Annotated in this window: 22 protein-coding genes; 7 read left to right on the top strand and 15 right to left on the bottom strand. The window is 57.8% G+C overall.

The genetic code is table 11. The features are described from left to right. Positions 1 to 35: 35 nt before the first annotated feature. The 3 genes from rlmC to HMPREF3142_RS26740 all read left to right on the top strand — a co-directional run bounded on the left by rlmC (position 36) and on the right by HMPREF3142_RS26740 (position 3,427). Complete coding sequence (gene rlmC / locus HMPREF3142_RS26750) at positions 36 to 1,163, top strand: 23S rRNA (uracil(747)-C(5))-methyltransferase RlmC (protein WP_012968632.1); 1,128 nt, start codon at positions 36 to 38, stop codon at positions 1,161 to 1,163. A 78-nt stretch (positions 1,164 to 1,241) separates the two neighbouring features. Then, positions 1,242 to 1,958, top strand: a complete 717-nt coding sequence (locus HMPREF3142_RS26745) for a response regulator transcription factor (RefSeq protein ID WP_012542345.1) — start codon at positions 1,242 to 1,244, stop codon at positions 1,956 to 1,958. After that, a complete protein-coding gene (locus HMPREF3142_RS26740; protein WP_012542344.1) occupies positions 1,955 to 3,427 on the top strand; it encodes a sensor histidine kinase in 1,473 nt (490 codons plus the stop codon). The genes HMPREF3142_RS26745 and HMPREF3142_RS26740 overlap by 4 nt, the downstream gene beginning before the upstream one ends. An 83-nt stretch (positions 3,428 to 3,510) precedes the next feature. On the opposite strand, the gene artJ is transcribed toward HMPREF3142_RS26740, so the two are convergent. The 7 genes from artJ to yahO form a co-directional block, all read right to left on the bottom strand. Further along, positions 3,511 to 4,242: an arginine ABC transporter substrate-binding protein ArtJ gene (gene artJ / locus HMPREF3142_RS26735; protein WP_008805821.1), complete on the bottom strand. Its 732-nt coding sequence runs from the start codon at positions 4,240 to 4,242 to the stop codon at positions 3,511 to 3,513. Positions 4,243 to 4,426: 184 nt separating this feature from the next. Next, positions 4,427 to 5,095 (bottom strand): arginine ABC transporter permease ArtM, encoded by a 669-nt coding sequence (gene artM, locus HMPREF3142_RS26730; RefSeq protein WP_008805822.1) that lies wholly within the window; start codon positions 5,093 to 5,095, stop codon positions 4,427 to 4,429. Beyond that, a complete protein-coding gene (artQ, locus tag HMPREF3142_RS26725; protein WP_002896386.1) occupies positions 5,095 to 5,811 on the bottom strand; it encodes an arginine ABC transporter permease ArtQ in 717 nt (238 codons plus the stop codon). The genes artM and artQ overlap by 1 nt, the downstream gene beginning before the upstream one ends. Before the next feature lie 6 nt (positions 5,812 to 5,817). Beyond that, on the bottom strand, positions 5,818 to 6,549 hold the full coding sequence (artI, locus tag HMPREF3142_RS26720; RefSeq protein ID WP_002896390.1) for an arginine ABC transporter substrate-binding protein ArtI: 732 nt from the start codon (positions 6,547 to 6,549) through the stop codon (positions 5,818 to 5,820). 20 nt (positions 6,550 to 6,569) lie between these two features. Next, positions 6,570 to 7,298 (bottom strand): arginine ABC transporter ATP-binding protein ArtP, encoded by a 729-nt coding sequence (gene artP / locus HMPREF3142_RS26715; RefSeq protein ID WP_012968630.1) that lies wholly within the window; start codon positions 7,296 to 7,298, stop codon positions 6,570 to 6,572. Positions 7,299 to 7,524: 226 nt separating this feature from the next. Further along, the gene (locus tag HMPREF3142_RS26710) at positions 7,525 to 8,040 is read right to left on the bottom strand and encodes a lipoprotein (RefSeq protein ID WP_012968629.1); all 516 of its coding nucleotides are present in this window, start codon (positions 8,038 to 8,040) and stop codon (positions 7,525 to 7,527) included. A gap of 254 nt (positions 8,041 to 8,294) precedes the next feature. Next, a complete protein-coding gene (gene yahO / locus HMPREF3142_RS26705; RefSeq protein ID WP_008805825.1) occupies positions 8,295 to 8,567 on the bottom strand; it encodes a DUF1471 family periplasmic protein YahO in 273 nt (90 codons plus the stop codon). Positions 8,568 to 8,928: 361 nt separating this feature from the next. On the opposite strand from yahO, the gene HMPREF3142_RS26700 reads away from it, so the two are divergent. Continuing rightward, complete coding sequence (locus HMPREF3142_RS26700; RefSeq protein WP_012968628.1) at positions 8,929 to 10,068, top strand: GGDEF domain-containing protein; 1,140 nt, start codon at positions 8,929 to 8,931, stop codon at positions 10,066 to 10,068. A gap of 31 nt (positions 10,069 to 10,099) precedes the next feature. Beyond that, on the top strand, positions 10,100 to 10,930 hold the full coding sequence (locus HMPREF3142_RS26695) for an N-acetylmuramoyl-L-alanine amidase (RefSeq protein ID WP_070612922.1): 831 nt from the start codon (positions 10,100 to 10,102) through the stop codon (positions 10,928 to 10,930). Here the strand turns inward: HMPREF3142_RS26695 and HMPREF3142_RS26690 are convergent. From HMPREF3142_RS26690 to poxB, 4 genes are all read right to left on the bottom strand, one after another. Further along, positions 10,927 to 11,940, bottom strand: a complete 1,014-nt coding sequence (locus tag HMPREF3142_RS26690) for an NAD-dependent epimerase/dehydratase family protein (RefSeq protein ID WP_008805828.1) — start codon at positions 11,938 to 11,940, stop codon at positions 10,927 to 10,929. The genes HMPREF3142_RS26695 and HMPREF3142_RS26690 overlap by 4 nt on opposite strands. Positions 11,941 to 12,027: 87 nt before the next feature. Further along, positions 12,028 to 13,470 (bottom strand): SDR family oxidoreductase, encoded by a 1,443-nt coding sequence (locus tag HMPREF3142_RS26685; protein WP_049154873.1) that lies wholly within the window; start codon positions 13,468 to 13,470, stop codon positions 12,028 to 12,030. 10 nt (positions 13,471 to 13,480) lie between these two features. Beyond that, positions 13,481 to 14,482 (bottom strand): low-specificity L-threonine aldolase, encoded by a 1,002-nt coding sequence (gene ltaE, locus HMPREF3142_RS26680; RefSeq protein WP_023297312.1) that lies wholly within the window; start codon positions 14,480 to 14,482, stop codon positions 13,481 to 13,483. A 38-nt stretch (positions 14,483 to 14,520) separates the two neighbouring features. Beyond that, on the bottom strand, positions 14,521 to 16,239 hold the full coding sequence (gene poxB, locus HMPREF3142_RS26675; protein WP_008805831.1) for a ubiquinone-dependent pyruvate dehydrogenase: 1,719 nt from the start codon (positions 16,237 to 16,239) through the stop codon (positions 14,521 to 14,523). A 151-nt stretch (positions 16,240 to 16,390) separates the two neighbouring features. Here poxB and HMPREF3142_RS26670 point away from each other — a divergent pair, with 151 nt between their 5' ends. Then, on the top strand, positions 16,391 to 16,825 hold the full coding sequence (locus HMPREF3142_RS26670) for a DoxX family protein (RefSeq protein WP_016160554.1): 435 nt from the start codon (positions 16,391 to 16,393) through the stop codon (positions 16,823 to 16,825). A gap of 207 nt (positions 16,826 to 17,032) precedes the next feature. Here HMPREF3142_RS26670 and hcr read toward each other — a convergent pair whose 3' ends face one another. From hcr to aqpZ, 4 genes are all read right to left on the bottom strand, one after another. After that, positions 17,033 to 18,001, bottom strand: a complete 969-nt coding sequence (gene hcr, locus HMPREF3142_RS26665; protein ID WP_049162167.1) for an NADH oxidoreductase — start codon at positions 17,999 to 18,001, stop codon at positions 17,033 to 17,035. Positions 18,002 to 18,011: 10 nt separating this feature from the next. Further along, positions 18,012 to 19,664 (bottom strand): hydroxylamine reductase, encoded by a 1,653-nt coding sequence (hcp, locus tag HMPREF3142_RS26660; protein ID WP_012542336.1) that lies wholly within the window; start codon positions 19,662 to 19,664, stop codon positions 18,012 to 18,014. A 143-nt stretch (positions 19,665 to 19,807) separates the two neighbouring features. Continuing rightward, positions 19,808 to 20,707: a LysO family transporter gene (locus tag HMPREF3142_RS26655; RefSeq protein ID WP_063106244.1), complete on the bottom strand. Its 900-nt coding sequence runs from the start codon at positions 20,705 to 20,707 to the stop codon at positions 19,808 to 19,810. 115 nt (positions 20,708 to 20,822) lie between these two features. Continuing rightward, entirely contained in the window at positions 20,823 to 21,518 is a 696-nt protein-coding gene (gene aqpZ / locus HMPREF3142_RS26650; protein WP_002896434.1) for an aquaporin Z, read from the bottom strand. Between the two features lie 419 nt (positions 21,519 to 21,937). On the opposite strand from aqpZ, the gene HMPREF3142_RS26645 reads away from it, so the two are divergent. Beyond that, on the top strand, positions 21,938 to 23,596 hold the full coding sequence (locus HMPREF3142_RS26645) for an ATP-dependent endonuclease (protein ID WP_008805837.1): 1,659 nt from the start codon (positions 21,938 to 21,940) through the stop codon (positions 23,594 to 23,596). The last annotated feature ends 82 nt before the right edge of the window (positions 23,597 to 23,678 follow it).

Here is a 23,678-nt window from a genome sequence, read left to right as displayed (position 1 = left end):
TACAATCCCCGCCCCTGGATTTTTGAAGGTCAATTATGCATTGCGCACTCTACGACGCCGGCCGCTGCCGCTCCTGTCAATGGCTGGAGCGGCCGGTCCCGCAACAGCTCGCCGATAAAATGGCCGATCTGCGCACACTGCTGGCGGCGATCCCGGTCGCTGCCTGGGGCGAGCCGGTCAGCGGGCCAGAGACGGCCTTTCGTAACAAGGCCAAGATGGTGGTCAGCGGCAGCGTTGAGCGTCCGCTGCTGGGGATGCTGCATCGCGATGGCACCCCGGTGGATCTCACCGACTGCCCGCTCTATCCCGCCGAGTTTGCGCCGGTGTTTGCCGTCCTGAAGCCCTTTATCGCCCGCGCCGGGTTAACCCCCTATAACGTCGCGCGCAAGCGCGGGGAGCTGAAATATCTGCTGCTAACCGCCAGCCAGCAGGGGGAGATGATGCTGCGCTTCGTGCTGCGCTCAGAGGCCAAGCTGGCCCAGCTGCGCGCTGCGCTGCCGTGGCTGCAGGCGCAGCTCCCGCAGCTCAAGGTGATCACGGCGAATATCCAGCCGGTGCATATGGCAATCATGGAAGGCGAGCAGGAGATCTTCTTCACCGAACAGCAGGCGCTGGGGGAGGTCTTTAATGAGGTGCCGCTGTGGATCCGCCCGCAAAGTTTCTTTCAGACCAACCCGGCGGTAGCCAGTCGGCTGTATGCCACCGCCCGCGACTGGGTGCGCGCGCTGCCGGTCCAGCATATGTGGGATCTGTTTTGCGGCGTCGGGGGATTTGGCCTGCACTGCGCGACGCCGGCGATGCGCCTGACCGGTATCGAGATTGCCCCGGAAGCGATCGCCTGCGCCAGACAGTCAGCCGCGCAGCTGGGGCTCAGCAATCTGCATTTTCAGGCGCTGGACTCGACGCAGTTCGCCACTCATGAAGACGATATCCCGCAGCTGGTGTTGGTCAACCCGCCGCGTCGCGGCATTGGCGCCGAACTGTGCGACTATTTAAGCCGCATGGCGCCGCCCTATATCATCTATTCCAGCTGTAACGCTCGCACCATGGCGACCGATATTGCCCGTCTTCGCGGCTATCGCGTCGAGCGGGTCCAGCTGTTTGATATGTTCCCTCACACCGCGCACTACGAAGTGCTGACCCTGCTGGTCCGCGAAGTTTAAACAAAATGTGAAGGCTTTGCGTCGCTGAAATCAGGTAAGCTTGGCGCTGCATGTTTTGTTATTGGTGGGGGGAATCTAATGGCCAAAACCATTCTGCTGGTGGAAGATGACGAGGATATTGCCACGCTGCTGCGGCTCAATCTTCAGGATGAGGGCTATCAGATTGTGCATGAAGCCGACGGCGACCAGGCCCTTGTCCAGCTGGAAAAGCAGGTCTGGGATGCGGTGATCCTTGATTTGATGCTGCCTGGCGTCGATGGCCTGGAGATCTGCCGGCGTATCCGTCAGATGACCCGCTACCTGCCAGTAATTATCATCAGCGCTCGCACCAGCGAAATGCACCGCGTGCTGGGCCTGGAGATGGGCGCCGATGATTATCTGGCGAAGCCCTTTTCACTGCTGGAGCTTATCGCCCGCGTCAAAGCGCTGTTTCGTCGCCAGGAGGCGATGGGGCAGAACCTGCTGATGGACGCCGGGCGCCTGTCCTGCCATGGCCTGAGCATCGATCCGCTGTCGCGCGAAGTGAAGCTGCGCGGCGAGGTGGTGGACCTGACGCCGCGCGAATTCGATCTGCTCTATTACTTCGCCCGCCATCCCGGTGAGGTGTTTTCGCGGCTGGCGCTGCTGGAGCAGGTCTGGGGATATCAGCACGAGGGCTATGAGCACACGGTTAATACCCATATCAACCGCCTGCGCAGCAAAATCGAACGTGACCCGGCGGAGCCGGACATTATTCTTACCGTCTGGGGTAAAGGCTATAAATTCGCCCCGATGTCGCAAGAGGTCGCCCCGTGATCCGCCGCCTGAGCCTCAGCCAGCGGCTGGCGCTGGTGGTGGTCTCCCTGCTGATGCTGTGCGCGGCGGCGGTATGCGCCGTTCAGTTACACAGCAGCGCGCAGTATGGCAACGCCATGGTGCAGCGCCTCTCCGCCGGGCTGGCTCAGCAGATTGTCGCCCGCGAGCCGCTGCTGGACGCCCACGGCGGGGTCAACCGGCAAACCCTGAAGTCGTTGTTCGACCGCCTGATGACCTTTAACCCCAGCGTGGAGCTCTATCTGCTGTCGCCGGATGGCGACCTGCTGGCCGATGCGGCGCCGCCGGGACATATCCAGCGCCAGCGTATCGATATGGCGCCAGTGCAGGCTTTTCTCACCGGCAGTGCGTCGCCGGTGTATGGCGACGATCCACGTAGTCTCGACGGACGAAAAGTCTTCAGCGCCGCTCCGCTGCGCGTCGACGGGCAGCTGCGCGGCTACCTGTATATCATTTTGCAGGGAGAGACCTTTAATCAGCTGGCGGCCGACGCCTGGCAAAAAACGCTGTGGAGCATTGTTCTGTGGACGCTGCTGCTGGTGGCCCTGTTTGGCCTTCTGACAGGGGGGCTGGCATGGTTCTGGGTCACCCGGCCGGTCCGCCAGCTCACCGCCCAGGTCGCGGCGAGCGGCCAGGACAGCATCAGCGCCATCAAAACTCTGGCGGCCCGCACGCCGGAGCCCCTGCCTGGTAACGAGGTGGCGGTGCTCGAGAATCGCTTTATTGACCTTGCGCAGCAGATAGCCGGCCAGTGGGATCGGCTGGCCGACAGCGACCGCCAGCGCCGCGAATTTGTGGCCAATATCTCCCATGATTTGCGTACGCCGCTCACCTCGCTGCTGGGGTATCTGGAAACGCTGACGCTGAAGGATGAACGGCTGACCGCCGAGGAGCGCAGGCAATATCTCACCATCGCCCTGCGTCAGGGCAACAAAGTGCGCCATCTCTCGCAGCAGCTGTTTGAGCTGGCGCGACTGGAGCACGGGAGCATTAAGCCGCAGCGCGAGCGTTTTGCGATGGGGGAGCTGATCTCCGATGTCGCGCAGAAGTTTGAATTAACTGCCCGCACGCGCGAGGTGAACCTGCGTATTGATGTGCCGGGACCGCTGCCGCTGATTAACGCCGATGTGTCGATGATTGAGAGGGTGGTGACCAACCTGCTCGATAACGCGATGCGGCATACACCCGTCGGCGGGGAGATCCGTCTGGCGGTCTGGCAGGAGGATCAACAGCTCCAGGTGGAAGTGGCCGACAACGGAACGGGCGTCGATGCCGCGCTGCGCGACGATCTGTTCCAGCGGCCGTCGGCGTTGTCTACCCAGGCATCGCGGGAGGATCGCGGCGGGTTAGGGCTACTGATTGTGAAACGAATGCTGGAGTTGCACGGGGGCGGTATCAGACTGGTGGAGTCGGTAAGCGGGGCGCGGTTCAGGTTCTTCGTGCCACTTTAAGACATTGCCGGATGGCGGATACGCCTTACCCGGCTACGGGGAAAGAGTAGGCCGGGTAAGCGCAGTGCCACCCGGCAAAAAATTTACTCCGGGAACCATTGGTTGCTGATTTTCTGGTAGGTACCGTCGGCCTTAATCGCTTTCAGCGCGGCGTTCAGTTTCTCCAGCAGCGCCTTGTTATCCGGGCGCACGGCAATGCCGAGTCCGGTGCCGAAGTATTGCGGATCCGTCACTTTCGGCGTGGCTGCGCCCAACTGCGGGTTGGTTTTCAGCCACTCGTTGACCACTGCGGTATCGCCGAACACGCCGTCGATACGGCCATTTTTCAGATCGATAATCGCATTCTGGTAGCTGTCATAGGCGACGGTCTTCACCTCAGGATGTTTATCCTGCAGATATTTCTGGTGGGTGGTGCCGTTTTCCATGCCGATCCGTTTGCCTTTCAGGTCATCGAAGGAATGGAACGCGTCTTTTTTGGCGATCACCAGCGCCGAGTTGGCGTAGTACGGGTCGGTGAAGGCCACCTGCTTGCTGCGTTCCGGCGTAATATCCATTCCGGAAATCACCGCATCATATTTCTTGAACTTCAGTGCCGGGATCAGGCTGTCAAAAGCGTGGTTGGTAAAGGTACATTCTGCCTGCATTTGTTTGCACAGCGCTTTGGCCAGGTCGAGATCGAAACCAACAATCTGATTATTGGCATCCATCGATTCAAACGGCGGATAGGTTGCGGACACGCCGAAGCTGATTTTCTCTGCGGCGGCAGCGCCGAAGGTGAACGTGGTGAGCAGTGCAGCCAGAACTAACTTTTTCATCGTGGAACTCCCGTCTGTCAATCTTATGATTATTCGCCGTGTCTGCGGCATAGAGTGACAATGCCATTAAATGAATTTATATGCAATAAATATGATTAAATATTTTTAATGGCATAAAAAAAGACGGACAGGTGTTAGACTTGTCCGTCTTGTTGTCTGCTTTTTATGCAATAAGGCTCAGGCGCTAGTTACGTCGCTCGAAGGCCAGCGCTTTACGTTCCACCAGGCGCATCAGCAGCGTCAGCAGTCCGTTGACGATGAGATAGATAATCCCGGCGGCGCCGAACACCATCACGTCGTAGGTGCGTCCGTACAGCAGCTGGCCGTGGCCCATTACTTCCATCAGGGTGATGGTGTAGGCCAGAGAGGTACTCTTGAAAACCAGCACCACTTCGTTGGAATAGGACGACAGCGCACGCTTAAAGGCATACGGCAGCAGGATCGCCAGGGTATCCTTTTTACTCATCCCCAGCGCGCTGCACGACTGCCATTGCCCGTCGGGGATCGCCCGGATGGCGCCATAAAACAACTGAGTGGTGTAGGCGGCGCTGTTGAGCGACAGGGCGATCAGAGCGCACAGCCACGGTTCAGAGATAAGATGCCACAGCCACGGATAATCCTGCAGCGAAGGAAACTGTCCGGGGCCGTAGTAAATCAGGAAGATCTGCACCAGCAGCGGCGTACCGGTAAACAGGGTGATATAGCCGCGGACTATCCACACCAGCCCCGGCGTCTTCAGCGTCAGGATAATGGTAAAAATCAGCGACAGGATCAGCGCCACGATAATCGACGCCACGGTCAGCGTCAGGCTGGTATGAAGCCCTTTCAGCAGTTCGGGTAAGTAGTCGAGCATCAGCCTGGTCTCCGTTCGAAGCGCGTCGCACGCTGGTCAATCCGCTTAAGGATGTATTGACTCAACAGGGTGATGACGAGATAGATTGCCGCCGCAATGATATACCAGTTAAAGGGTTCCTGAGTGCGGGTGGCGATGCTTTTGGTCTGCAGCATCAGATCGTTGACGCTGATCAGGCTCACCAGCGCGGTGTCCTTCAGCAGCACCAGCCACTGGTTACCGAGGCCAGGCAGAGCATGGCGCCACATCTGCGGCATCACCAGACGGAAGAATATGGCCGCTTTCGACAGCCCCAGCGCCTGGCCGGACTCCCACTGGCCCTGCGGAACGGCTTTCAGCGCGCCGCGCAGCGTTTGCGAGGCGTAGGCGGCATACAGCAGCGACAGGGCGATCGCCCCGCAGAGGAACGGACTGACGTCAAAGTTCTCAATCTGCATCTGCACCGGGATCTGCGTGAACCCGAGCGGGATGGTGAAACCGTCAGAGAGCGTCAGCAGCAGCTGGGAAGAGCCGAAATAGATAAACAGCACCACCAGAATTTCCGGTAGTCCGCGCAGGATGGTCACAATGCCGGTTGCAAGCCAGGCTACCGGGCGCCATTTCACTGACTCCAGTACCGCAAAGAGCATCGCCAGGACCAGGCCGATGACGAGCGCGCAAACGGCAAGGCCGACGGTCATCCCGGCGGCGCTTGCTAATGGAAAAATTTCGTTCATTCAGTCTTACTTCTGGAACCATTTGTTATAGATGGTCTGGTAAGTGCCGTCTTTCTTCACTTTTTCCAGCGCAGCGTTAAATTTCTGCTGCAGATCGGTGTTGCCCTGACGCACGGCAATGCCCAGCCCGGTGCCGAAATAGGCTTTGTCGGTCACTTTGTCGCCCACGGCCGCCAGCTTCGGATTGCTCTTCAGCCATTCGGTGACCACGGCGGTATCGCCAAAGACCGCGTCAATACGACCGTTCTGCAGGTCCAGCTTCGCATTCTGGTAGCTGTCGTAAGGAACGGTAGTAATTTCCGGATGTTTATCGGTGATGAATTTCTGGTGGGTGGTGCCATTCTGCACGCCCACTTTTTTGCCCTTCAGCTGGTCAATGCTGGTGAACTTACCCTGCTGACCGACGAACAGCGCCGAGTTGTCATAATACGGGGTAGAGAACAGCACCTGCTTTTCACGCTCCGGCGTGATGTCCATCCCGGCCATGACCGCGTCGAAACGGCGGAATTTCAGTCCCGGGATCAGGCTGTCAAAGGCCTGGTTGGTAAAGGTACAAGTGGCATCGATCTCTTTACACAGCGCGTTCGCCAGATCGACATCGAAACCGACGATCTGGTTGTTGGCGTCCACCAGCTCAAACGGAGGGTAGGAGGCCTCGGTGGCGAAACGAATGGTCTGCGCGGCGGAAGCGGAGAGGCTCATGCCTGCGAGCAGGGCGGCAATCAGTACTTTTTTCATCGTCATTTCCCCGAAAAACATCAATGTGAAAGATAGTTTTTAAACGCGTCAGTTTGCGGATGCGTGAAGCAGGAGGCATCCCCTTGCTCGACGATATGGCCATTTTCCATATACACCACCCGGCTGGCCGTCTTGCGCGCCACTTCAACTTCGTGGGTGACGATAACCTGGGTGATGCCGGTTTCAGCCAGCTCGCGAATGATGCTGACGATCTGAGCCGTGATTTCCGGGTCAAGCGCCGCGGTAGGCTCATCGAACAGCAGGACCTGCGGCTCCATCATCAGCGCGCGGGCGATAGCCACACGCTGCTGCTGGCCGCCGGATAAATGCAGCGGGTAGCGATCGCTGTAAGGCTTCAGACGCAGACGCTCCAGCAGTTTCTCTGCGCGAGCCAGCGCCTGATCCTTGCTTAACCCCAGTACGCGGCAGGGGGCTTCGATCAGGTTCTGCTGTACCGTCAGGTGCGGCCACAGGTTGTATTGCTGGAAGACCATGCCGACGTTCTGACGCAGCTCGCGAATCGCTTTATCGGACGGCGCTTTGGTGAAGTCGAATTGGTTGCCGGCGATGGATAACGAACCGGACCGCGGCATCTCCAGCAGGTTGAGTACGCGCAGCAGCGAGCTCTTCCCGGCACCGCTGGGGCCGAGCAGCACCAGCGTTTCCCCCTGCGGGCAATCCAGCGTGATGTCGAACAGCGCCTGGTGTGCGCCGTAGAAGCAATTAATGCCGTTTAGTTTAATACTCATCTGGGCAGTCTGATACGAATAGCTATTGAGGCCGCAAATACTACCTTTGGCAGAATAGTTATGCAATATTTATGCGTTAAAAGTTAAATCTAAACCACGTTTAGCTTTAAAGTTAGCACAAAATATGGCCTGGTGGGTGAGGGGGGCGCAAATGTCGGCATTCCTGGGGCGAATACCGACATTTTACCGGGGTTATCGTTTCAGCGGGGTGGCTTCAACTCCGGAATCAGCGTTTCTCCAGACTCTGTCGCAGCGTCCCGGCTGGCGCATGGCTGTTGTTGCCGAGATAGCGGACGTCATCGACAGCCCAGCACTGACCTTCCTGGATCATCAGCACTTCATCTTTCCAGCTCTGGGTGCCCTGTTTCAGTTCGACGCGCAGCGGAATATTGCGCGCATCACGGTTCGGGATGGTGGAGGCGCTGGCGACCACGGCGCTGTCTGCTGGGGTGCTGCTGCTGGAGAACGGGTTAGCCTGCAGCAGTTTGCTGTTGGCCGGATCCTGGCGGGCGTCATTGAGTAACTGCGCCAGTCCGTCGCTCAGATAGGGGCGCAGCGCCGCCGGATCCTGAGTGCGGTTCTGGATCTGAGTGTCATAGAATTTTTGCGCTACGTCGTCAGGGCCGCCTTCGACACAGGGGCCGCTGCGGGTACCATTATCTTTATAGGCCGGGGTGACGGTCGTACAGGCGCTGAGCGCCAGCGCGCAAGGGAGAAGTACAGCAAGAAGTTTGTAGCGCATGATGATTTCCTTATAAGCGAACTACGTTTTCAGTTTCCGTTAAAGCATAGCGTATAGCGTGCGGATTGTACTTGACGCAAAGAGCTAAGACCTTGATGTGACAACGGCCTTAAGGCAGGAAGTCGACAATGCGCATCACCGAATGATATTCAGGCAGGAAAAACCAGGCGCCGTTTAAAAATAAACAGACTTTTTGGGCAAACAAGAAACATTACCCGGACAATAGGATAATGTTTCTTGAGATATAAGATTAATTACTTCTTCTTATAGATGTTAGCGGAGACGTGCAGTTTTTTATCGGTATTACCGGAAGAGAGCACGATAACGTCCGCGCCTTTTTCATCGGCCTTTTTAATCAGCTCTTCACGGGCATCGCTCGGCGCAGTCTGGCCGGTAGAGGAAATGGTGCCGATTTTGGTATATTGCGTATGGACCTTATTAAAGGCTTCTTTCGTTAAAATCTCAGCGGAGAAGGCGTTCGCCGTTAAAAACAATGCTGCACCTGCCACTAAAGCTGCATATTTCATATTTTTAGACTCCATTGTTTATTTTGCTATCATCATGCTCTTGTTTTAACTCACCAATGAGCGATTTCAGATTGTACTAACGCCGCTTTTTTTTCAAGCAAAATACTGCAATTTTATGACGATTAGTTAACGCTTTTTTAAAGAAAAGATGACGAGGTTCTCATTGATAATGCTTGCTTTTTTTTGCGGAATGAACATTGAGGCGACGCAAGACCTTTTTTTACTGTGGTTAGCTGAAAATTAGCTGAGGCGCACGCAGGAGAAGGGGCCGGGACGCTGACAGACATTCCCGGTAACATGGTTTATCATATAGAACAGCAGGGGCTGCACCCATGGTCATGCAGGTCACCAGGGAGATAAGATGTTAACAAATAAGCGAGAGCGGGCCCGGCAGCAGCGAGCCGCGTTGTGGGCCACTAAAGATAATGTTCAGCGCCATGCGCTGTCCATGAGTATGCCCTGGCTGGCCTTTGTCAATATCGCTTTTGCGTTAATGATTTTCTTCCGCAATTTTATCTTTACCTATTTTGATAAGAAGTTACTGACGCACCGGGCGGTTATTCCTTATATCGAAGTGGCGCTGATCGCGGTTATTATTATTTCGGCCATTTTAGTGATTATTGCCGTCACGCCGCGGCTGGCGCAGGGGCGATATACGCTGAATATCATCACCGGGCTGCTGCTGGCGCTCAGCCTGTGCTGGTCCCTGAGTAATTACTGTTTTATCTTTTTCTGGACCTTGCCCTTCGCCTGGCCGCTGCTGGTGATTTTAATGACCACCGGCCTCACCGCGCTCTATCACCACTGGCCCGGTATTATCGCCTTTATGCTCCCAATGTGGGTGACCGCCTTGCTGGCAGGGGTGCAGATTCACTATGACGGTGAATTTCGTTTTTTGACCTTATGGGCTATTTTCACCGCGATTTTGCTTTATGGACGGCGTATTCTGCAGCGCTGGTATGATGAAGCCTGGGATACGCATCAGGAAAATATGCAGCTTATCCAGCGGCTGGAAAGTATCGCTAACCGGGATGCCTTAACCGGAACGGCCAATCGCCGGGCACTGAATGCTTTTCTGGCGCAGCTCTGGGAGCAAAAAGCGCCGTTAGCGCTGATCATGATCGATGTCGATTACTTTAAGCGTTATAACGACCATTACGGCCATCAGGCCGGCGATGACTGCTTATCGTCTGTCGCGCAGGTGCTTAAAATGGCGGTGCGGGCTGAGGACGATTTGGTGGCCCGCTACGGCGGCGAGGAGTTTGTCGTGTCGCTGCCGGGGGTTTCCTTAGCGCACGCCACCGTCATTGCCGAGCGCATTCAGCAGAAAATCCACGACGCGGCCTTGCCGCATGAAGCCTCTGCAGTGGCGGCGGTAGTGACCGTCAGCATGGGCGTGGTGGCTTCCGACGGCACGGTCCCGATGGAGACGCTGATCGCCCGGGCGGACAGTGCGTTGTACCAGGCTAAAAATAAAGGACGTAATCAATGGTCTTATTAACCCGGCTCCACTGCCGGGCGAGGGAAAGGGGATGAAACGGATTGCGCAGGTCGCCCTGCTGGCGCTGCTGTTAACCGGCTGTGCCGGGGAAAAGGGAATTATCGATCGCGATGGATACCAGCTGGACACTCGCCATCCGGCGCAGGCGGCCTATCCGCGAATAAAAGTGCTGGTGATCCACTATACGGCAGACAATTTTGATGTTTCTCTGGCGACGTTGACCGATAAAGAGGTCAGCTCCCACTATTTAATCCCCGAGCAGCCGCCGCGTTATCAGCATAAACCGCGGATCTGGCAGCTGGTGCCGGAAGAGGATTTAGCCTGGCACGCCGGGGTGAGCTACTGGCGCGGCAGTACGCGTATCAATGATACGTCCATCGGCATTGAGCTGGAGAACCGCGGCTGGCAGAAGACGGCGGGCGTCAAAAGCTTTACCCCCTTCCATCCGGAACAGATAGCGGCCCTGATCCCGCTGGCGCGCGATATTATCACCCGCTACCACATCGCGCCGCAGAACGTGGTGGCCCATGCCGATATCGCGCCGCAGCGTAAAGACGATCCGGGGCCGCTGTTTCCCTGGCAACAGCTGGCGCAGCAGGGGATCGGCGCCTGGCCTGACGAGCAGCGAGTGGCCTTTTATCTGAACGGACGGCCGGCCAGCGATCTCGTTGACCCAGAGGTGGTGCTGGATTTGCTGGCGCGCTACGGCTATCAGGTGACGCCGGAGATGACCCCCGCGCAGAAGAAGCGGGTGATTATCGCCTTCCAGATGCACTTCCGTCCGCAGCGCTGGGATGGCGTAGCGGATGCGCAAACTGAAGCGATAGCCGAGGCGCTGTTAGAAAAATATGGCCAGGGTTAGCGGTGAAGTTTACCGTGGTCGCGTAGCCAGGCGGCGGTACGCACAATGCCGTCGTCAAGCGTCACCACCGGCTGATAGCCCAGTTCATCCTGCGCGCGGGTGATGTCGAGCGTAAAATCAAAGTTAAGTTTGGAAACGCCGTAGTGGGTAAAGGCGGGCTCTTTGGCTGTTTTATCGCCAAAACGTTCCATGCTGCGGGCAATAATATCCAGCATCGGGTAGGGAACTGAGCGGATCCGGCACTTGATGCCCAGCTCGTCGATCAGTTTCTGCACGATGCTTCGCAAGGTGCGCGGTTCGCCGTTGCTGATATTCCACGCGCGGGCGGAAGGAAGATGATCGCAGGCCGACTGGCTCGCCAGCCACATCGCATGCACGGCGTTTTCATAATAGGTCATGTCGACCAGCGCGCTGCCGCCCCGCGGCAACAGGACGCTGCCATAATGCTGCATCATTTGCGCCAGCCGGGGAATAAAGACTTTATCGTGCGGCCCGAACAAGCTCTGCGGACGCAGAATGGTAAAACGGGTGTGCGGGTTGGCCTGCGCCAGCAGGTTGATCACCTCCTCGCTGGCCGCCTTGCTGCGGGCAAACTCGTTGGCGAAGCGATGCGGGCGGAAATCTTCCTGGATATCGCGATGGTGGTGATAATCGAAATAGAGCGATGGCGAAGAGATATGGACGAAATTGCGCACCCCCCATGCCACAGACCATTCGCCCAGACGGCGGGTGGCGCGGACGTTAGCGAGATCGAAAGCCTGCTGGGTGCCCCAGGGCGAGGTAAAGCTGGAGCAGTGCCACAGGGTATCGATACCGGCGAGCATCACTTTAGCCTGCGAAGAGACCAGCTCGGTTAAATCGGCCGGGATGAATTCTGCCCCCATTTTGCTCAGAAGCTTACCCATCGCTTCGTTGCGCCCGGTGGCTCTCACGCTGATGCCCTTATTGCGCAGATATTCCACTGCGTTGCGGCCTAATCCGCTGGTCGCACCGGTAACCAGTACCTTCATATCACTCTACTGTCCCAGAAAAGAATTTCGTGCGCATTTTTCCGTGATTCTCCCGACTATGCAATGAGAATCATGAAAGAATAATGCTTATCCTTGGTCTCTGCCTGAGATTTGTTCGGCCAGCCGGGCGATGCGTTGCGCCATACCGCGGAAAATAAACAGGTGCGCCGGGATCATCAGCAGCCAGTAGATCAGTCCGGGCATACCGTGCGGGTGCCACCAGGCGCGCACGTCCAGTTCGCGATGGTCGCCTTTATCGTTTATCGTAAAGCTTAACCGGCCCAGCCCCGGCGCTTTCATACCGAACAGCAGGGTGAGCTGTTTTTCTTCCTCCACGATAATTACCTTCCAGCTGTCGACCGTATCGCCGGTTTGCAGATAGTCGCGCTGCGGCCGTCCTTTGGCTAACCGATGGCCGACCAGCAGGTCCATCGCACCACGGGTTTTCCACAGCAGATTGCCGAAAAAATACCCCTCTTTACCACCGATTTGGTTAACGACCTGCCACAAGGCCTGGCGGCTCGCCTGGGTGGTGACGGTGCAGCCAGCCTGTTTCGGAAAGTAGCCGTACTCCGGTCGCCAGCGGGCGAAAGCCTGGGCGTCGTAGCCCCAGTCGCTGGAGTTTACCAGCTGCTCTTCTTCTTTCAGCGTGCGGCGAACCGCCTGATCGAAGGGGATCAGCGTTTGCGGGATCAGCGCTCGCAGCGCCCGGTCGTCGGCGATCAGATCGTGCTTCAGCCCCTGAATCAGCGCCCTGGCGATGGTAGGCGGCACCGAGGTGATAACGTTAAGAAACCACACTGAGATCCAGCGCGTCGGCAGGGGAATGGGAATGAGCGGGCGATGTTTACCGCTGACGGCCATAAAGTGGATAAACTGCTGCTGATAGCTTAACACCTCCGGACCGGCGGCTTCGAAGACGCGATGCGCGTTGGACGGATGATTCAGCAGCTCAACCAGGTCAACGAGCAGGTTTTCCAGCGCGACAGGGGTAGTACGCGAGCGTACCCAGCGCGGAGGGGTCAGCACGGGCAGGTTATAAACCATATCGCGCATCACCTCGAAGGCGGCAGAGCCGGCGCCGACGATAATCCCGGCCCGCAGTTCGGTCACCGGCACGCCCGACTCACGCAGGACCTCACCGGTCACCTGGCGGGCGCGCAGATGGTCAGATTGTTCCTGCGCCGGGGCCTGCAGCGAACTGAGAAATATCACCTGGCGCACTGACGACTGACGCAGGGCATCGCGCACATGCGTGGCCACCCGGCGTTCATGGGCGATAAAATCGCCGCCTTCGCCCATACCGTGTACCAGATAATAAAGGGTATCGATGCCGGCGAGCAGTGCAGGCAGAGCCTGCGGCTGATTAAGATCGACTGACCGACAGGTGACGCCGGGCAAATCGAGCTTTTGCAGTCGGTCGATATGGCGTGCCGCCGCCAGCACTGGATAACCCCGCGCGCTTAACTCGCGCACCAAATGCTGGCCAATATAGCCGCTGGCGCCGAGCACCAGAACCGATTGCGACACGCCTGACTCCTTAGCGCTGTAAAAAAGCCTGCCAGTGAGCGACCACCTCGCTCAGCTGCTGACGGTTGACATCCAGGTGAGTGACCAGACGGACAACAGGCGAGGCGTTAATCAACACGCCGCGCGCCTGCATAAACTCGCCGAGCGCCGGGGCCTGCGCTTCGCCAACGCGCACAAACAGCATGTTGGTATCATGGCGGGTGACGTCGGCGCCGATGGCGCGAAGCTGCTCCGCCATCCACGCGGCGTTGTCATGATCCTCCTGCAGGCGCTGTACGTTATTTTTCAGCGCGTACAGCCCGGCAGCGGCCAGTATGCCCGCCTGGCGCATGCCGCCGCCAACCATTTTCCGCCAGCGGATAGCACGGCGAATGTATGCCTCGCTGCCCAGCAATAGCGAGCCTACCGGGGTGCCAAGCCCCTTTGACAGGCAGATGGTGAAGGAGTCGCAGTACTGAGCGATATCACGCAGTTCGCAGCCGTAGGCCACCACGGCGTTAAAGATGCGCGCGCCGTCGACGTGCAGCGCCAGGTCGCGCTGGCGGGTAAACGCCCAGGCTTCCTGCAGATAGTCGCGCGGCAGCACCTTACCGTTGTGGGTGTTTTCCAGGCTCAGCAGGCGGGTGGGGGCAAAATGGATATCGTCGGGTTTGATTTTCGCCGCCACTTTATCCAGCGGCAGCGAACCATCGGCTGCGGCGTCAATCGGCTGTGGCTGAATACTGCCGAGTACTGCCGCGCCGCCGGCTTCGTACAGATAGTTGTGCGCCCCCTGGCCGACGATATACTCTTCGCCGCGCTGACAGTGGCTGAGCAGGCCAACGAGGTTGGCCTGGGTGCCAGTGGGCAGAAACAGCGCCGCCTCTTTGCCCGCGAGGTCGGCGGCATAGCGCTGCAGTTCATTGACGGTAGGGTCGTCGCCATACACATCGTCCCCGACCGGGGCGGCCATCATGGCCTCCAGCATGGCGCGCCCGGGACGGGTAACGGTATCACTGCGTAAATCGATCACGGCTTTTCCTTGGTCTGGTTCAACGTATTGCTTCTGTTTTACCTGAGCCAGTTGGTTTTCGCCAGTTCGATGACCTCATCGCCGCGCCCGCTGATGATCGCCCGCAGCATATACAGGCTAAAGCCTTTCGCCTGCTCCAGCTTGATCTGCGGCGGGATAGCCAGCTCCTCTTTGGCGACGACGACGTCGACCAGCACCGGACCGTCGGTGCGGAAGGCGGTCTGCAGCGCTTCATCCACCTCGGAGGCTTTTTCAACGCGTATACCTTTGATACCGCAGGCCTCGGCGATGCGGGCGAAGTTGGTATCGTGGAGCTCCGTACCGTCGGTGAGATAGCCCCCGGCCTTCATCTCCATCGCCACGAAGCCCAGCACGCTGTTGTTAAAGATGACAATTTTCACCGGCAGCTTCATCTGCGCCAGCGACAGAAAATCGCCCATCAGCATGCTGAACCCGCCGTCGCCGCACATGGCCACTACCTGCCGCTCCGGGGCAGTAGCCTGGGCGCCAATGGCCTGCGGCATGGCGTTGGCCATTGAGCCGTGGTTGAACGAGCCCAGCAGACGGCGTTTGCCGTTCATTTTGAGGTAGCGTGCCGCCCAGACGGTTGGGGTACCGACATCGCAGGTGAAAATGGCGTCTTCATCGGCAAAATGGCTGATCTGCTGCGCCAGATATTGCGGGTGGATTGCCTTATCGCTGGGTTTTGCCAGATCGTCGAGCCCTTTTCGCGCGTCGCGATAGTGCTCCAGCGCCTTATCGAGGAAGTGGCGATCGGTTTTCTCTTCCAGGAGCGGCAGCAGCGCTTTTAGCGTCGATTTAATATCGCCCACCAGCGCCATATCGACCTTACTGTGGGCGCCGATGCTGCCGGGGTTAATGTCGATCTGAATAATTTTGGCGTCGGTTGGATAGAAGGCGCGATAGGGGAACTGGGTGCCCAGCAGGATCAGGGTATCGGCGTTCATCATGGTGTGGAAGCCAGAGGAGAAGCCAATCAGCCCGGTCATGCCGACATCGTACGGATTGTCGTACTCCACGTGCTCTTTGCCGCGCAGGGCGTGGACGATGGGGGCTTTAATTTTGGCCGCGAACTCCACCAGCTCCTGATGAGCGCCGGCGCAGCCGCTGCCGCACATGAGCGCGATATTGCTGGAGTAGCGAATAAGCTGCGCCAGCTTGCGCAGTTCTTCTTCCGCCGGAGTGACCGTCGGCAACGGCGCATGATACCAGTGGCTGCTGGCGCTCTCCGGGGCAGCCTTCAGCGCCACGTCGCCGGGCAGCACCACTACCGAGACGCCGCGGTTAATCACCGCTTTACGCATGGCGATGGCCAGCACCTGCGGAATCTGTTCCGGGGTGGAGACCAACTCGCAGTAGTGGCTGCATTCGCGGAACAGCTCCTGGGGATGGGTCTCCTGAAAATAGCCGCTGCCGATTTCGCTGGAGGGGATGTGGGCGGCAATGGCCAGCACCGGCACATGGTTACGATGACAGTCAAACAGACCGTTAATCAGATGCAGGTTGCCCGGCCCGCAGGAGCCGGCGCAGACCGCCAGTTCGCCGGTCAGCTGCGCCTCGGCGCCAGCGGCGAAAGCAGCCACCTCTTCGTGCCGGGTGGGCATCCAGTCGATGGTGCCCATGCGGTTCAGACTATCGCTCAATCCATTGAGGGAATCTCCGGTGACGCCCCAGATACGTTTCACGCCGGCCTGTTCCAGCGTTTTGGCAATGTATGCGGCCACGGTTTGTTTCATGATCTCCATCTCCTTTTTGTGATAACGCCTTCAAGCTTAGATGAAACTGCAGGTTACGTTGCTGATTGTCCCTTATTTTTTGCTGGTTTTATTGCTGAAAAATTGTGCATACTCAGGGATCTCACAGGGTGTAAAACAGGAAGCACATCAGATGGTTAAGGGAATGTTAAACGCAGTAAATAAAACGCTGTCGCATGACGACGCCGGTAAACTCTTGTTACGACTCGCCGTCGGCGGGTTAATGCTGTTTCACGGTCTGCACAAGCTGCTGGACGGCGTGGGCGGGATCAGCGGCATGCTGGTGGCGAAGGGGTTGCCGGGGTTTATCGCCTACGGTGTGCTGGTGGGGGAAGTGGTCGCTCCCTGCTTGTTAATTCTCGGCGTCCTGACCCGTCCGGCGGCGCTGGTGCTGGCGTTCACCATGGTGGTGGCGTGGCTGATGGTCGGTCTCGGCAAGACGTTTGCGCTTGATGCGGTGGGGGCGTGGGCGATCGAGAACCTGGTCTATTTCTTTGTTGGCGCGCTGGCGATTGCGCTACTCGGCGCAGGGCGTTATTCGCTGGCCGGCCAGTCGGCCTGGCGGTAAAAATGCCTCATTCGTCCTGGGGCGTAAAGTCGATACTGTTGCCGGTTTGCAACTTTTTCAGTCTGAGAAAATGTTTATCTCATGTCGCCTGAGCGTTTATTGTCGCCCGGGATTTTCCCGTAGGCGGCGCATTGCGCCTTCTCCGGGCTACCCAATCGCACAGCGCTGTAGCCCCGGTAAGCGGTAGCGCCACCGGGGATTTTGACCTCAGGCGAGAACCAGATCGCTCTGCGGATGGCAGGAGCAGGCCAGCACATAGCCGTCGGCGATTTCGGCGTCGGTTAACGTCATGGTGCTGGTGACGCTGTACTTCCCGGAAACCACTTTGGTTTTACAGCAGCCGCAGACGCCGGCGCGGCAGGCGACGGTCACCGGCACTTTATTGCTCTCTAGCGCATCAAGCAGTGTGGTGCCCACCGGCGCGTAAAACTCGCGCGCCGGCTGCAGTTTGGTAAATTTCAGTCCACTGGTCGCGGCTTCCGCCACCGGGGTGAAGAACTTCTCCTTAAAGAAGCGGGTGACGCCCAGGGCGGCAACATCCTGCTCGACCTTCTCCATATAAGGCGCCGGGCCGCAGGTCATCACGGTGCGGCTGGCTAAATCCGGCACGCTCTGCAGCAGCTCCCGGGTCAGACGGCCGGCGACAAAGCCATGAGTGGCATGGTGCTCTGCCACCAGGGTGACCGGATACTGGCGCCACTCCTCGGCAAAGATCACATCCTCCGGCGAACGCACGCAATAGATCACCTGCACGTCGGCCTGCGGTCGATACTTCGCCAGCCAGCGACGCATCGACATTATCGGCGTTACGCCGCAGCCGGCGGCCAGCAGCAGGAATTTATCTTCCGCTTTATCGTCGCAGGTAAACTCGCCCATCGCATCGGACAGCCAAAGGTAATCGCCGCGTTTGACCTCGCGGGTCAACCACTGCGAACCCGCGCCCTCGTCAATACGGCGAACGGTCAGCGTAATGTACTCGCTGACCCCCGGCGTGGAGGAAAGGGTATAGGCGCGCAGCGTTTCCGCCGAGTGACGCACGCTGACCAGGGCATACTGGCCGGCGCGGTACGGATAGTAATCGTGGCACAGCAGCGAAAGGGTCCACACGTCCGGGGTTTCCTGGTGAATGTGGTGAACCTGCATCCGCCACGGGCACTGGGAGGTTGGCATGGTCATCAGGGACTCCTTAAGCGCTCAGCAGCTGCTGCATATCTTGTTCCACGGTGGTCACGGAACGCAGACCAAACTTCTCATTGAGGACCGCCAGCAGATCCGGGGTGAAGAAGCCAGGCGCCGTCGGGCCGGTGACGATGTTTTTCACCCCCAGCGACAGCAGCGTCAGCAGAATGACGATCGCTTTCTGTTCGAACCAGGAGAGCACCAGCGACAGCGGTAGGTCGTTAACACCGCAGCCCAGTTTTTCCGCCAGCGTAACCGCGAGAATAATTGCCGAGTAGGCATCGTTGCACTGCCCGGCGTCGACCAGACGCGGCAGACCTTCGATATCGCCGAAGTCCAGCTTGTTGAAGCGGTATTTACCGCAGGCCAGGGTCAGGATCAGACAGTCATCCGGCACGCTGGTGGCGAAATCGGTGAAGTAGTTACGCTCCCCGCGGGCGCCGTCGCAGCCGCCGACGAGGAAGATATGGCGCAGTTTTTCACGGCTGACCAGATCGATCAGCGTATCCGCCGCGCCAAGCAGGGTCTGACGGCCAAAGCCGACGGTGATCAGATGCGGGATTTCGCTGTACGGGAAGCCCGCCATCTGCTGCGCCTGGGTGATAACCGGGGCGAAGTCTTCACCTTCCAGATGGTTCACGCCCGGCCAGCCGACGATGCTGCGGGTCCAGATGCGGTCGTCGTAGGCGCCGACGGTGGGGTCGATGATGCAGTTCGAGGTCATCACGATAGGGCCCGGGAAGCGGGCGAATTCCACTTGCTGGTTTTGCCAGCCGCTGCCGTAGTTGCCGATCAGATGTTTGAATTTACGCAGCTCCGGATAGCCGTGCGCCGGCAGCATTTCGCCGTGGGTATAGACGTTAACGCCGGTGCCTTCCGTCTGCTCAAGCAGGTTATACAGATCTTTCAGATCATGGCCGGAGATCAGGATGCACTTCCCTTCGGTGGCTTTAACGTTCACCTGAGTCGGCGTCGGGTGGCCATATTTAGTGGTTTCACCAGCGTCAAGGATGCTCATCACCTGGAAGTTCATCTGGCCGATTTCCATCGAACATTCCAGCAGCGCGTTCATATCCGCCGGCCAGGTTCCCAGCCATGCCATGATTTTATGGTACTGGGCATAAATCGCGTTGTCGTACTGGCCGAGTACGTGGGCGTGCTCCATATAGGCCGCCGCGCCTTTCAGGCCGTACAGGCACAGCAGACGCAGACCGAGAATATTCTCGCCGATGGCGGCTTTATCTTTATTTGGGGCATAGTCTGCCGCCTGACGCTGCAGGTCACCCAGATCGTCGCTGACCAGGTGTAAATCGGCTACCGGGTTATCAACCGCGGCGCTGGCGTCGAGGTTCTGGCACTGCGCTTTCAGCGCCTCACGCAGGGCAATCGCCTGGCGGGCGTAGCCGACGATACGCGGAGAATCGAAGTTGACGTTGGTCAGGGTGGAGAAGAAGGCGCGGGGGGCGAAACTGTCGACCTCATGATCGATAATGCCATATTCGCGGGCCTTGAGCGCCCAGGCGGACAGGCCTTGCAGTGACGCAATCAGCAGATCCTGCAGATCGGAGGTTTCCGCTGTTTTACCGCACATCCCCTGCGCGTAAGAGCAGCCGTTGCCGGCTGGGGTACGAATGGTTTGTTCACATTGCACACAAAACATGGTCACACCTTTAAAGTTATATTTAATATACATGTTTAAGGTTATGCCGCATGGCACAAGGTGAAAAGGCATTTCTGATACAACTTAAAGGGAGATTGATTTAGCGCAAATTTGGCGGCAGGGAGTCTGCCGCCAGCGGGTATTCAGGCGGTAAAAAAGGCGATCAGGATCGGGACCAGCAGGCTAAGCAGAAAACCGTGCACGATGGCGGCAGGAACAATCTCGACGCCGCCGGAACGCTGGAGTACCGGTAAGGTGAAGTCCATCGAAGTGGCGCCGCACAGCCCCAGCGCTGTGGAGCGGCTGCGGCGAACAAGGCCCGGAATTAACATGATAGCCAGCAGCTCGCGACACAGATCGTTAAAGAACGCCGCGCTGCCGATCACCGGGCCAAAGGATTCAGTGAGTAAAATACCGGAGAGCGAATACCAGCCGAAACCGCTCGCCATCGCCAGACCGGTCTTTAACGGCAGACCGAGAATAAAGGCGTTAAGTATCCCGCCAAGTAATGAACTGGCCATAACCACCACGGCGACGATCATTCCCCGACGGTTAAGGACTATTTGTCGCAGACTCATTCCATTATTGCGTAATTGAATACCGACGAGGAACAGGAGAAAGATCAGCGTATATTCGCTGGCTTCGGTCGCGTGCTGTAAAAAAGACAGGCCGGTCAGGCCGAGCAGAAAACCGAGCACCACCACGCCGCACAGCTGCAGCGATTCCAGGGCCATGGCCAGGCGCGAAGGTAATTTCTCCTGCCGATGCTGACTGCGCCATGGCATTTTACTTTCCAGCCACAGCAGGGCGGCAATATTACACAGTAAAATGATGACCACGCTCACTGCAGCGTAATGCAATATGGCCAGCAGGTTGCTGGCCATATTGTCGAGGAATGCCAGGCCGATCCCCATAAAGAAAAGGATGACATAGACAATCCAGCTGAGCATCCGGTTAATCAGTTTTAGCGCGGAGGATTGACGAAGTGGCACCAGATAGCCGACAACCAGCGGCAACAGAATGATGAAGAGTCCCGAGAACATGAACGATGCAGCCCTTGCATAATGAGAATAGCGCCCATGACACTACCCAAATCACCGGGCCGAGTAAAGCTGTCACCAGAAAGAAAAAGCCCGGAAACCCGGGCTTTACAAAGGATTAATCGCGTTTTTCCAGCAGGGTGCGATACAGCACGCCGCCGAGGATCCCGCCGACGATCGGCATGACCCAGAACAGCCACAGCTGCTGCAGCGCCCAGCCGCCCTGGAAAATGGCTACCGCGGTGCTGCGCGCCGGGTTGACCGAGGTGTTGGTGACCGGAATGCTGATCAAATGGATGAGGGTCAGCGCCAGGCCGATAGCGATGGGGGCAAAGCCCGCCGGGGCATGTTTATCGGTCGCGCCATGAATAACCAGCAGGAAGCCGCAGGTCAGGACAATTTCAATGACGATAGCCGACAGCATGGAGAAGCCGCCCGGGGAGTGTTCGCCATAGCCATTGGAGGCAAATCCGCTGGCGGCGGCATCAAAGCCGGCTTTACCGCTGGCCACCACGTACAGCACCGCCGCGGCAATAATGCCGCCGACCACCTGAGCGATAATATAGCCAATGACTTCTTTCGCCGGGAAACGGCCGCCGGCCCACAGGCCCAGGGTCACCGCCGGGTTGAAATGCCCCCCGGAAATATGGCCGACCGCAAATGCCATGGTTAATACCGTTAAGCCAAATGCCAGCGCGACGCCGGCAAAACCAATACCGAGCTCAGGGAAGGCTGCGGCAAGCACGGCGCTACCGCAGCCACCAAATACAAGCCAGAAAGTGCCGAAGCATTCTGCTGCTAATTTTCTGAACATAACCACCTCAATTAAATTGTATACGCGCACGAGCGGACCGTGCCGGTCTTTATTTATCGTGATAAGGGATGACGATAAAAATAAAGCGGCGTTATTCTAGAGATAATCGCCATCCCAGAGCCAGTTAAATATATTGATATTATTTGATTTAGGGCAAGGTGAAGGGATTCCGTTTGCCAGTGTAGTCTTTCCTTTATCCGTGGAAGATTATCAATAGTGTAGATCATAACGCCTGAAATAAAACTATTTTGTTTGATGAATAATCAACAGCCGGTAATAGGCGATAAGTGAGTAATTTTATGAATATATTTAATCCGCTGAATATGAGCCACGGATGCGATTAAGCAGAGTGTCATCTTGCCGTCGCCCTCGCTATACTGTTGATTACTGAAGGAGAGTGGTGGTTTAGCGGAGGGGATATGCTTCTTGAGCGCGTAGAAATCGTCGGTTTTCGCGGTATCAATCGTTTGTCGTTGATGCTGGAGCAAAATAACGTCCTGATCGGGGAGAACGCGTGGGGGAAGTCCAGTCTGCTTGATGCGCTGACCCTGCTTTTGTCCCCTGAGTTCGATCTTTATCACTTTGTACGCGATGACTTCTGGTTTCCCCCGGGCGACATCCAGGGGCGCGAGCACCATTTGCATATTATCCTGACCTTCCGTGAAACCGAACCGGGGCGCCATCGGGTCCGGCGTTTTCGTCCGCTTCAGCGCTGCTGGGTACCTTGTGACGATGGTTATCATCGGGTGTTCTATCGTCTGGAAGGCGAGCTCGCCGATGACGACAGCGTGATGACCCTGCGGAGCTTTATCGATGGCGAAGGCGAAGCGCTGGCGGTTGAGGATATTGATGATCTGGCCAGACACCTGGTGCGTCTGATGCCGGTGCTGCGCCTGCGCGACGCGCGCTTTATGCGGCGTATCCATAACGGGACGGTACCGCATTCGCCGCAGATAGAGATCACCGCCCGCCAGCTCGATTTTCTCTCCCGGGAGCTGGTCAGCCATCCGCAAAATTTATCGGACGGTCAGATCCGCGAGGGGTTGTCGGCCATGGTGCAGCTGCTGGAGCATTACTTTGCCGAGCAAAGCAGCGCCCAGACGCGGCATCGTCTGATGCGGCGGCGCTCCCATGATGAGCAGCGCAGCTGGCGCTATCTGGATATTATCAACCGGATGATCGATAAACCCGGCGGGCGCAGCCATCGGGTGATTCTGCTGGGGCTGTTTTCCACCCTCCTGCAGGCAAAAGGGACGGTGCGCCTCGATCGCGACGCGCGGCCGCTGTTGCTGATTGAAGATCCGGAGACGCGTTTGCATCCGATTATGCTCTCTGTCGCCTGGCACCTGCTGAATTTATTGCCGCTGCAGCGCGTGACCACCACCAACTCCGGGGAGCTGTTGTCCCTGACGCCGGTGGAGCAGGTCTGTCGACTGGTTCGTGAGTCGTCGAGGGTGTCGGCATGGCGGCTGGGACCCGGCGGAATGAATGCCGAAGACAGCCGGCGTATCGCCTTCCATATTCGCTTCAATCGCGCCTCATCGCTCTTCGCCCGCTGTTGGCTGCTGGTGGAAGGGGAGACGGAGACCTGGGTTATCAACGAACTGGCCCGCCAGTGTGGCCATCATTTTGATGCCGAGGGCGTGAAGGTGATCGAGTTCGCCCAGTCAGGCCTTAAACCACTGATCAAATTTGCCCGCCGGATGGGGATCCAGTGGCACGTGCTGGTGGATGGCGATGAGGCGGGGAAAAAATATGCCGCCACCGTGCTCGGCCTGCTGAATAACGATCGCGAGCTGGAGCGTGACCATTTGACGAGCCTGCCAGCGATGGATATGGAGCACTTTATGTATCGCCAGGGATTTGATGACGTTTATCACCGGGTGGCGCAGATCCCGGATAATGTCCCTATGAATATGCGGCGGGTGATCACCAAGGCCATCCATCGTTCATCCAAGCCCGACCTGGCGATTGAGGTGGCGATGGAGGCCGGCCGACGCGGGGTGGACGCGGTGCCGACGCTGTTAAAGAAAATGTTCTCGCGGGTACTGTGGCTGGCTCGTGGTCGTGCAGATTAACCTGCGCCGTAGGGTTGGCGCAAAGCTCTCCGGTAGCTAAACAAAACGTAAGCAACGTTAAAAATGGGTGTTCTGTTGTCGA

It is taken from the genome of Klebsiella sp. HMSC16C06, from assembly GCF_001808325.1.
Lineage (GTDB): Bacteria > Pseudomonadota > Gammaproteobacteria > Enterobacterales > Enterobacteriaceae > Klebsiella > Klebsiella variicola.
This window is presented reverse-complemented; position numbering and strand designations above follow the sequence as displayed.

What these genes read in the sequence shown, in the direction of transcription:
- rlmC (WP_012968632.1), top strand. Translation starts at nt 36, where the DNA reads ATGCATTGCGCACTCTACGACGCCGGCCGCTGCCGCTCCTGTCAATGG.
- HMPREF3142_RS26745 (WP_012542345.1), top strand. Translation starts at nt 1,242, where the DNA reads ATGGCCAAAACCATTCTGCTGGTGGAAGATGACGAGGATATTGCCACG.
- artJ (WP_008805821.1), bottom strand. Translation starts at nt 4,242, where the DNA reads ATGAAAAAGTTAGTTCTGGCTGCACTGCTCACCACGTTCACCTTCGGC.
- artM (WP_008805822.1), bottom strand. Translation starts at nt 5,095, where the DNA reads ATGCTCGACTACTTACCCGAACTGCTGAAAGGGCTTCATACCAGCCTG.
- artQ (WP_002896386.1), bottom strand. Translation starts at nt 5,811, where the DNA reads ATGAACGAAATTTTTCCATTAGCAAGCGCCGCCGGGATGACCGTCGGC.
- artI (WP_002896390.1), bottom strand. Translation starts at nt 6,549, where the DNA reads ATGAAAAAAGTACTGATTGCCGCCCTGCTCGCAGGCATGAGCCTCTCC.
- artP (WP_012968630.1), bottom strand. Translation starts at nt 7,298, where the DNA reads ATGAGTATTAAACTAAACGGCATTAATTGCTTCTACGGCGCACACCAG.
- HMPREF3142_RS26710 (WP_012968629.1), bottom strand. Translation starts at nt 8,040, where the DNA reads ATGCGCTACAAACTTCTTGCTGTACTTCTCCCTTGCGCGCTGGCGCTC.
- yahO (WP_008805825.1), bottom strand. Translation starts at nt 8,567, where the DNA reads ATGAAATATGCAGCTTTAGTGGCAGGTGCAGCATTGTTTTTAACGGCG.
- HMPREF3142_RS26700 (WP_012968628.1), top strand. Translation starts at nt 8,929, where the DNA reads ATGTTAACAAATAAGCGAGAGCGGGCCCGGCAGCAGCGAGCCGCGTTG.
- HMPREF3142_RS26695 (WP_070612922.1), top strand. Translation starts at nt 10,100, where the DNA reads ATGAAACGGATTGCGCAGGTCGCCCTGCTGGCGCTGCTGTTAACCGGC.
- HMPREF3142_RS26690 (WP_008805828.1), bottom strand. Translation starts at nt 11,940, where the DNA reads ATGAAGGTACTGGTTACCGGTGCGACCAGCGGATTAGGCCGCAACGCA.
- poxB (WP_008805831.1), bottom strand. Translation starts at nt 16,239, where the DNA reads ATGAAACAAACCGTGGCCGCATACATTGCCAAAACGCTGGAACAGGCC.
- HMPREF3142_RS26670 (WP_016160554.1), top strand. Translation starts at nt 16,391, where the DNA reads ATGGTTAAGGGAATGTTAAACGCAGTAAATAAAACGCTGTCGCATGAC.
- hcr (WP_049162167.1), bottom strand. Translation starts at nt 18,001, where the DNA reads ATGACCATGCCAACCTCCCAGTGCCCGTGGCGGATGCAGGTTCACCAC.
- hcp (WP_012542336.1), bottom strand. Translation starts at nt 19,664, where the DNA reads ATGTTTTGTGTGCAATGTGAACAAACCATTCGTACCCCAGCCGGCAAC.
- HMPREF3142_RS26655 (WP_063106244.1), bottom strand. Translation starts at nt 20,707, where the DNA reads ATGTTCTCGGGACTCTTCATCATTCTGTTGCCGCTGGTTGTCGGCTAT.
- aqpZ (WP_002896434.1), bottom strand. Translation starts at nt 21,518, where the DNA reads ATGTTCAGAAAATTAGCAGCAGAATGCTTCGGCACTTTCTGGCTTGTA.
- HMPREF3142_RS26645 (WP_008805837.1), top strand. Translation starts at nt 21,938, where the DNA reads ATGCTTCTTGAGCGCGTAGAAATCGTCGGTTTTCGCGGTATCAATCGT.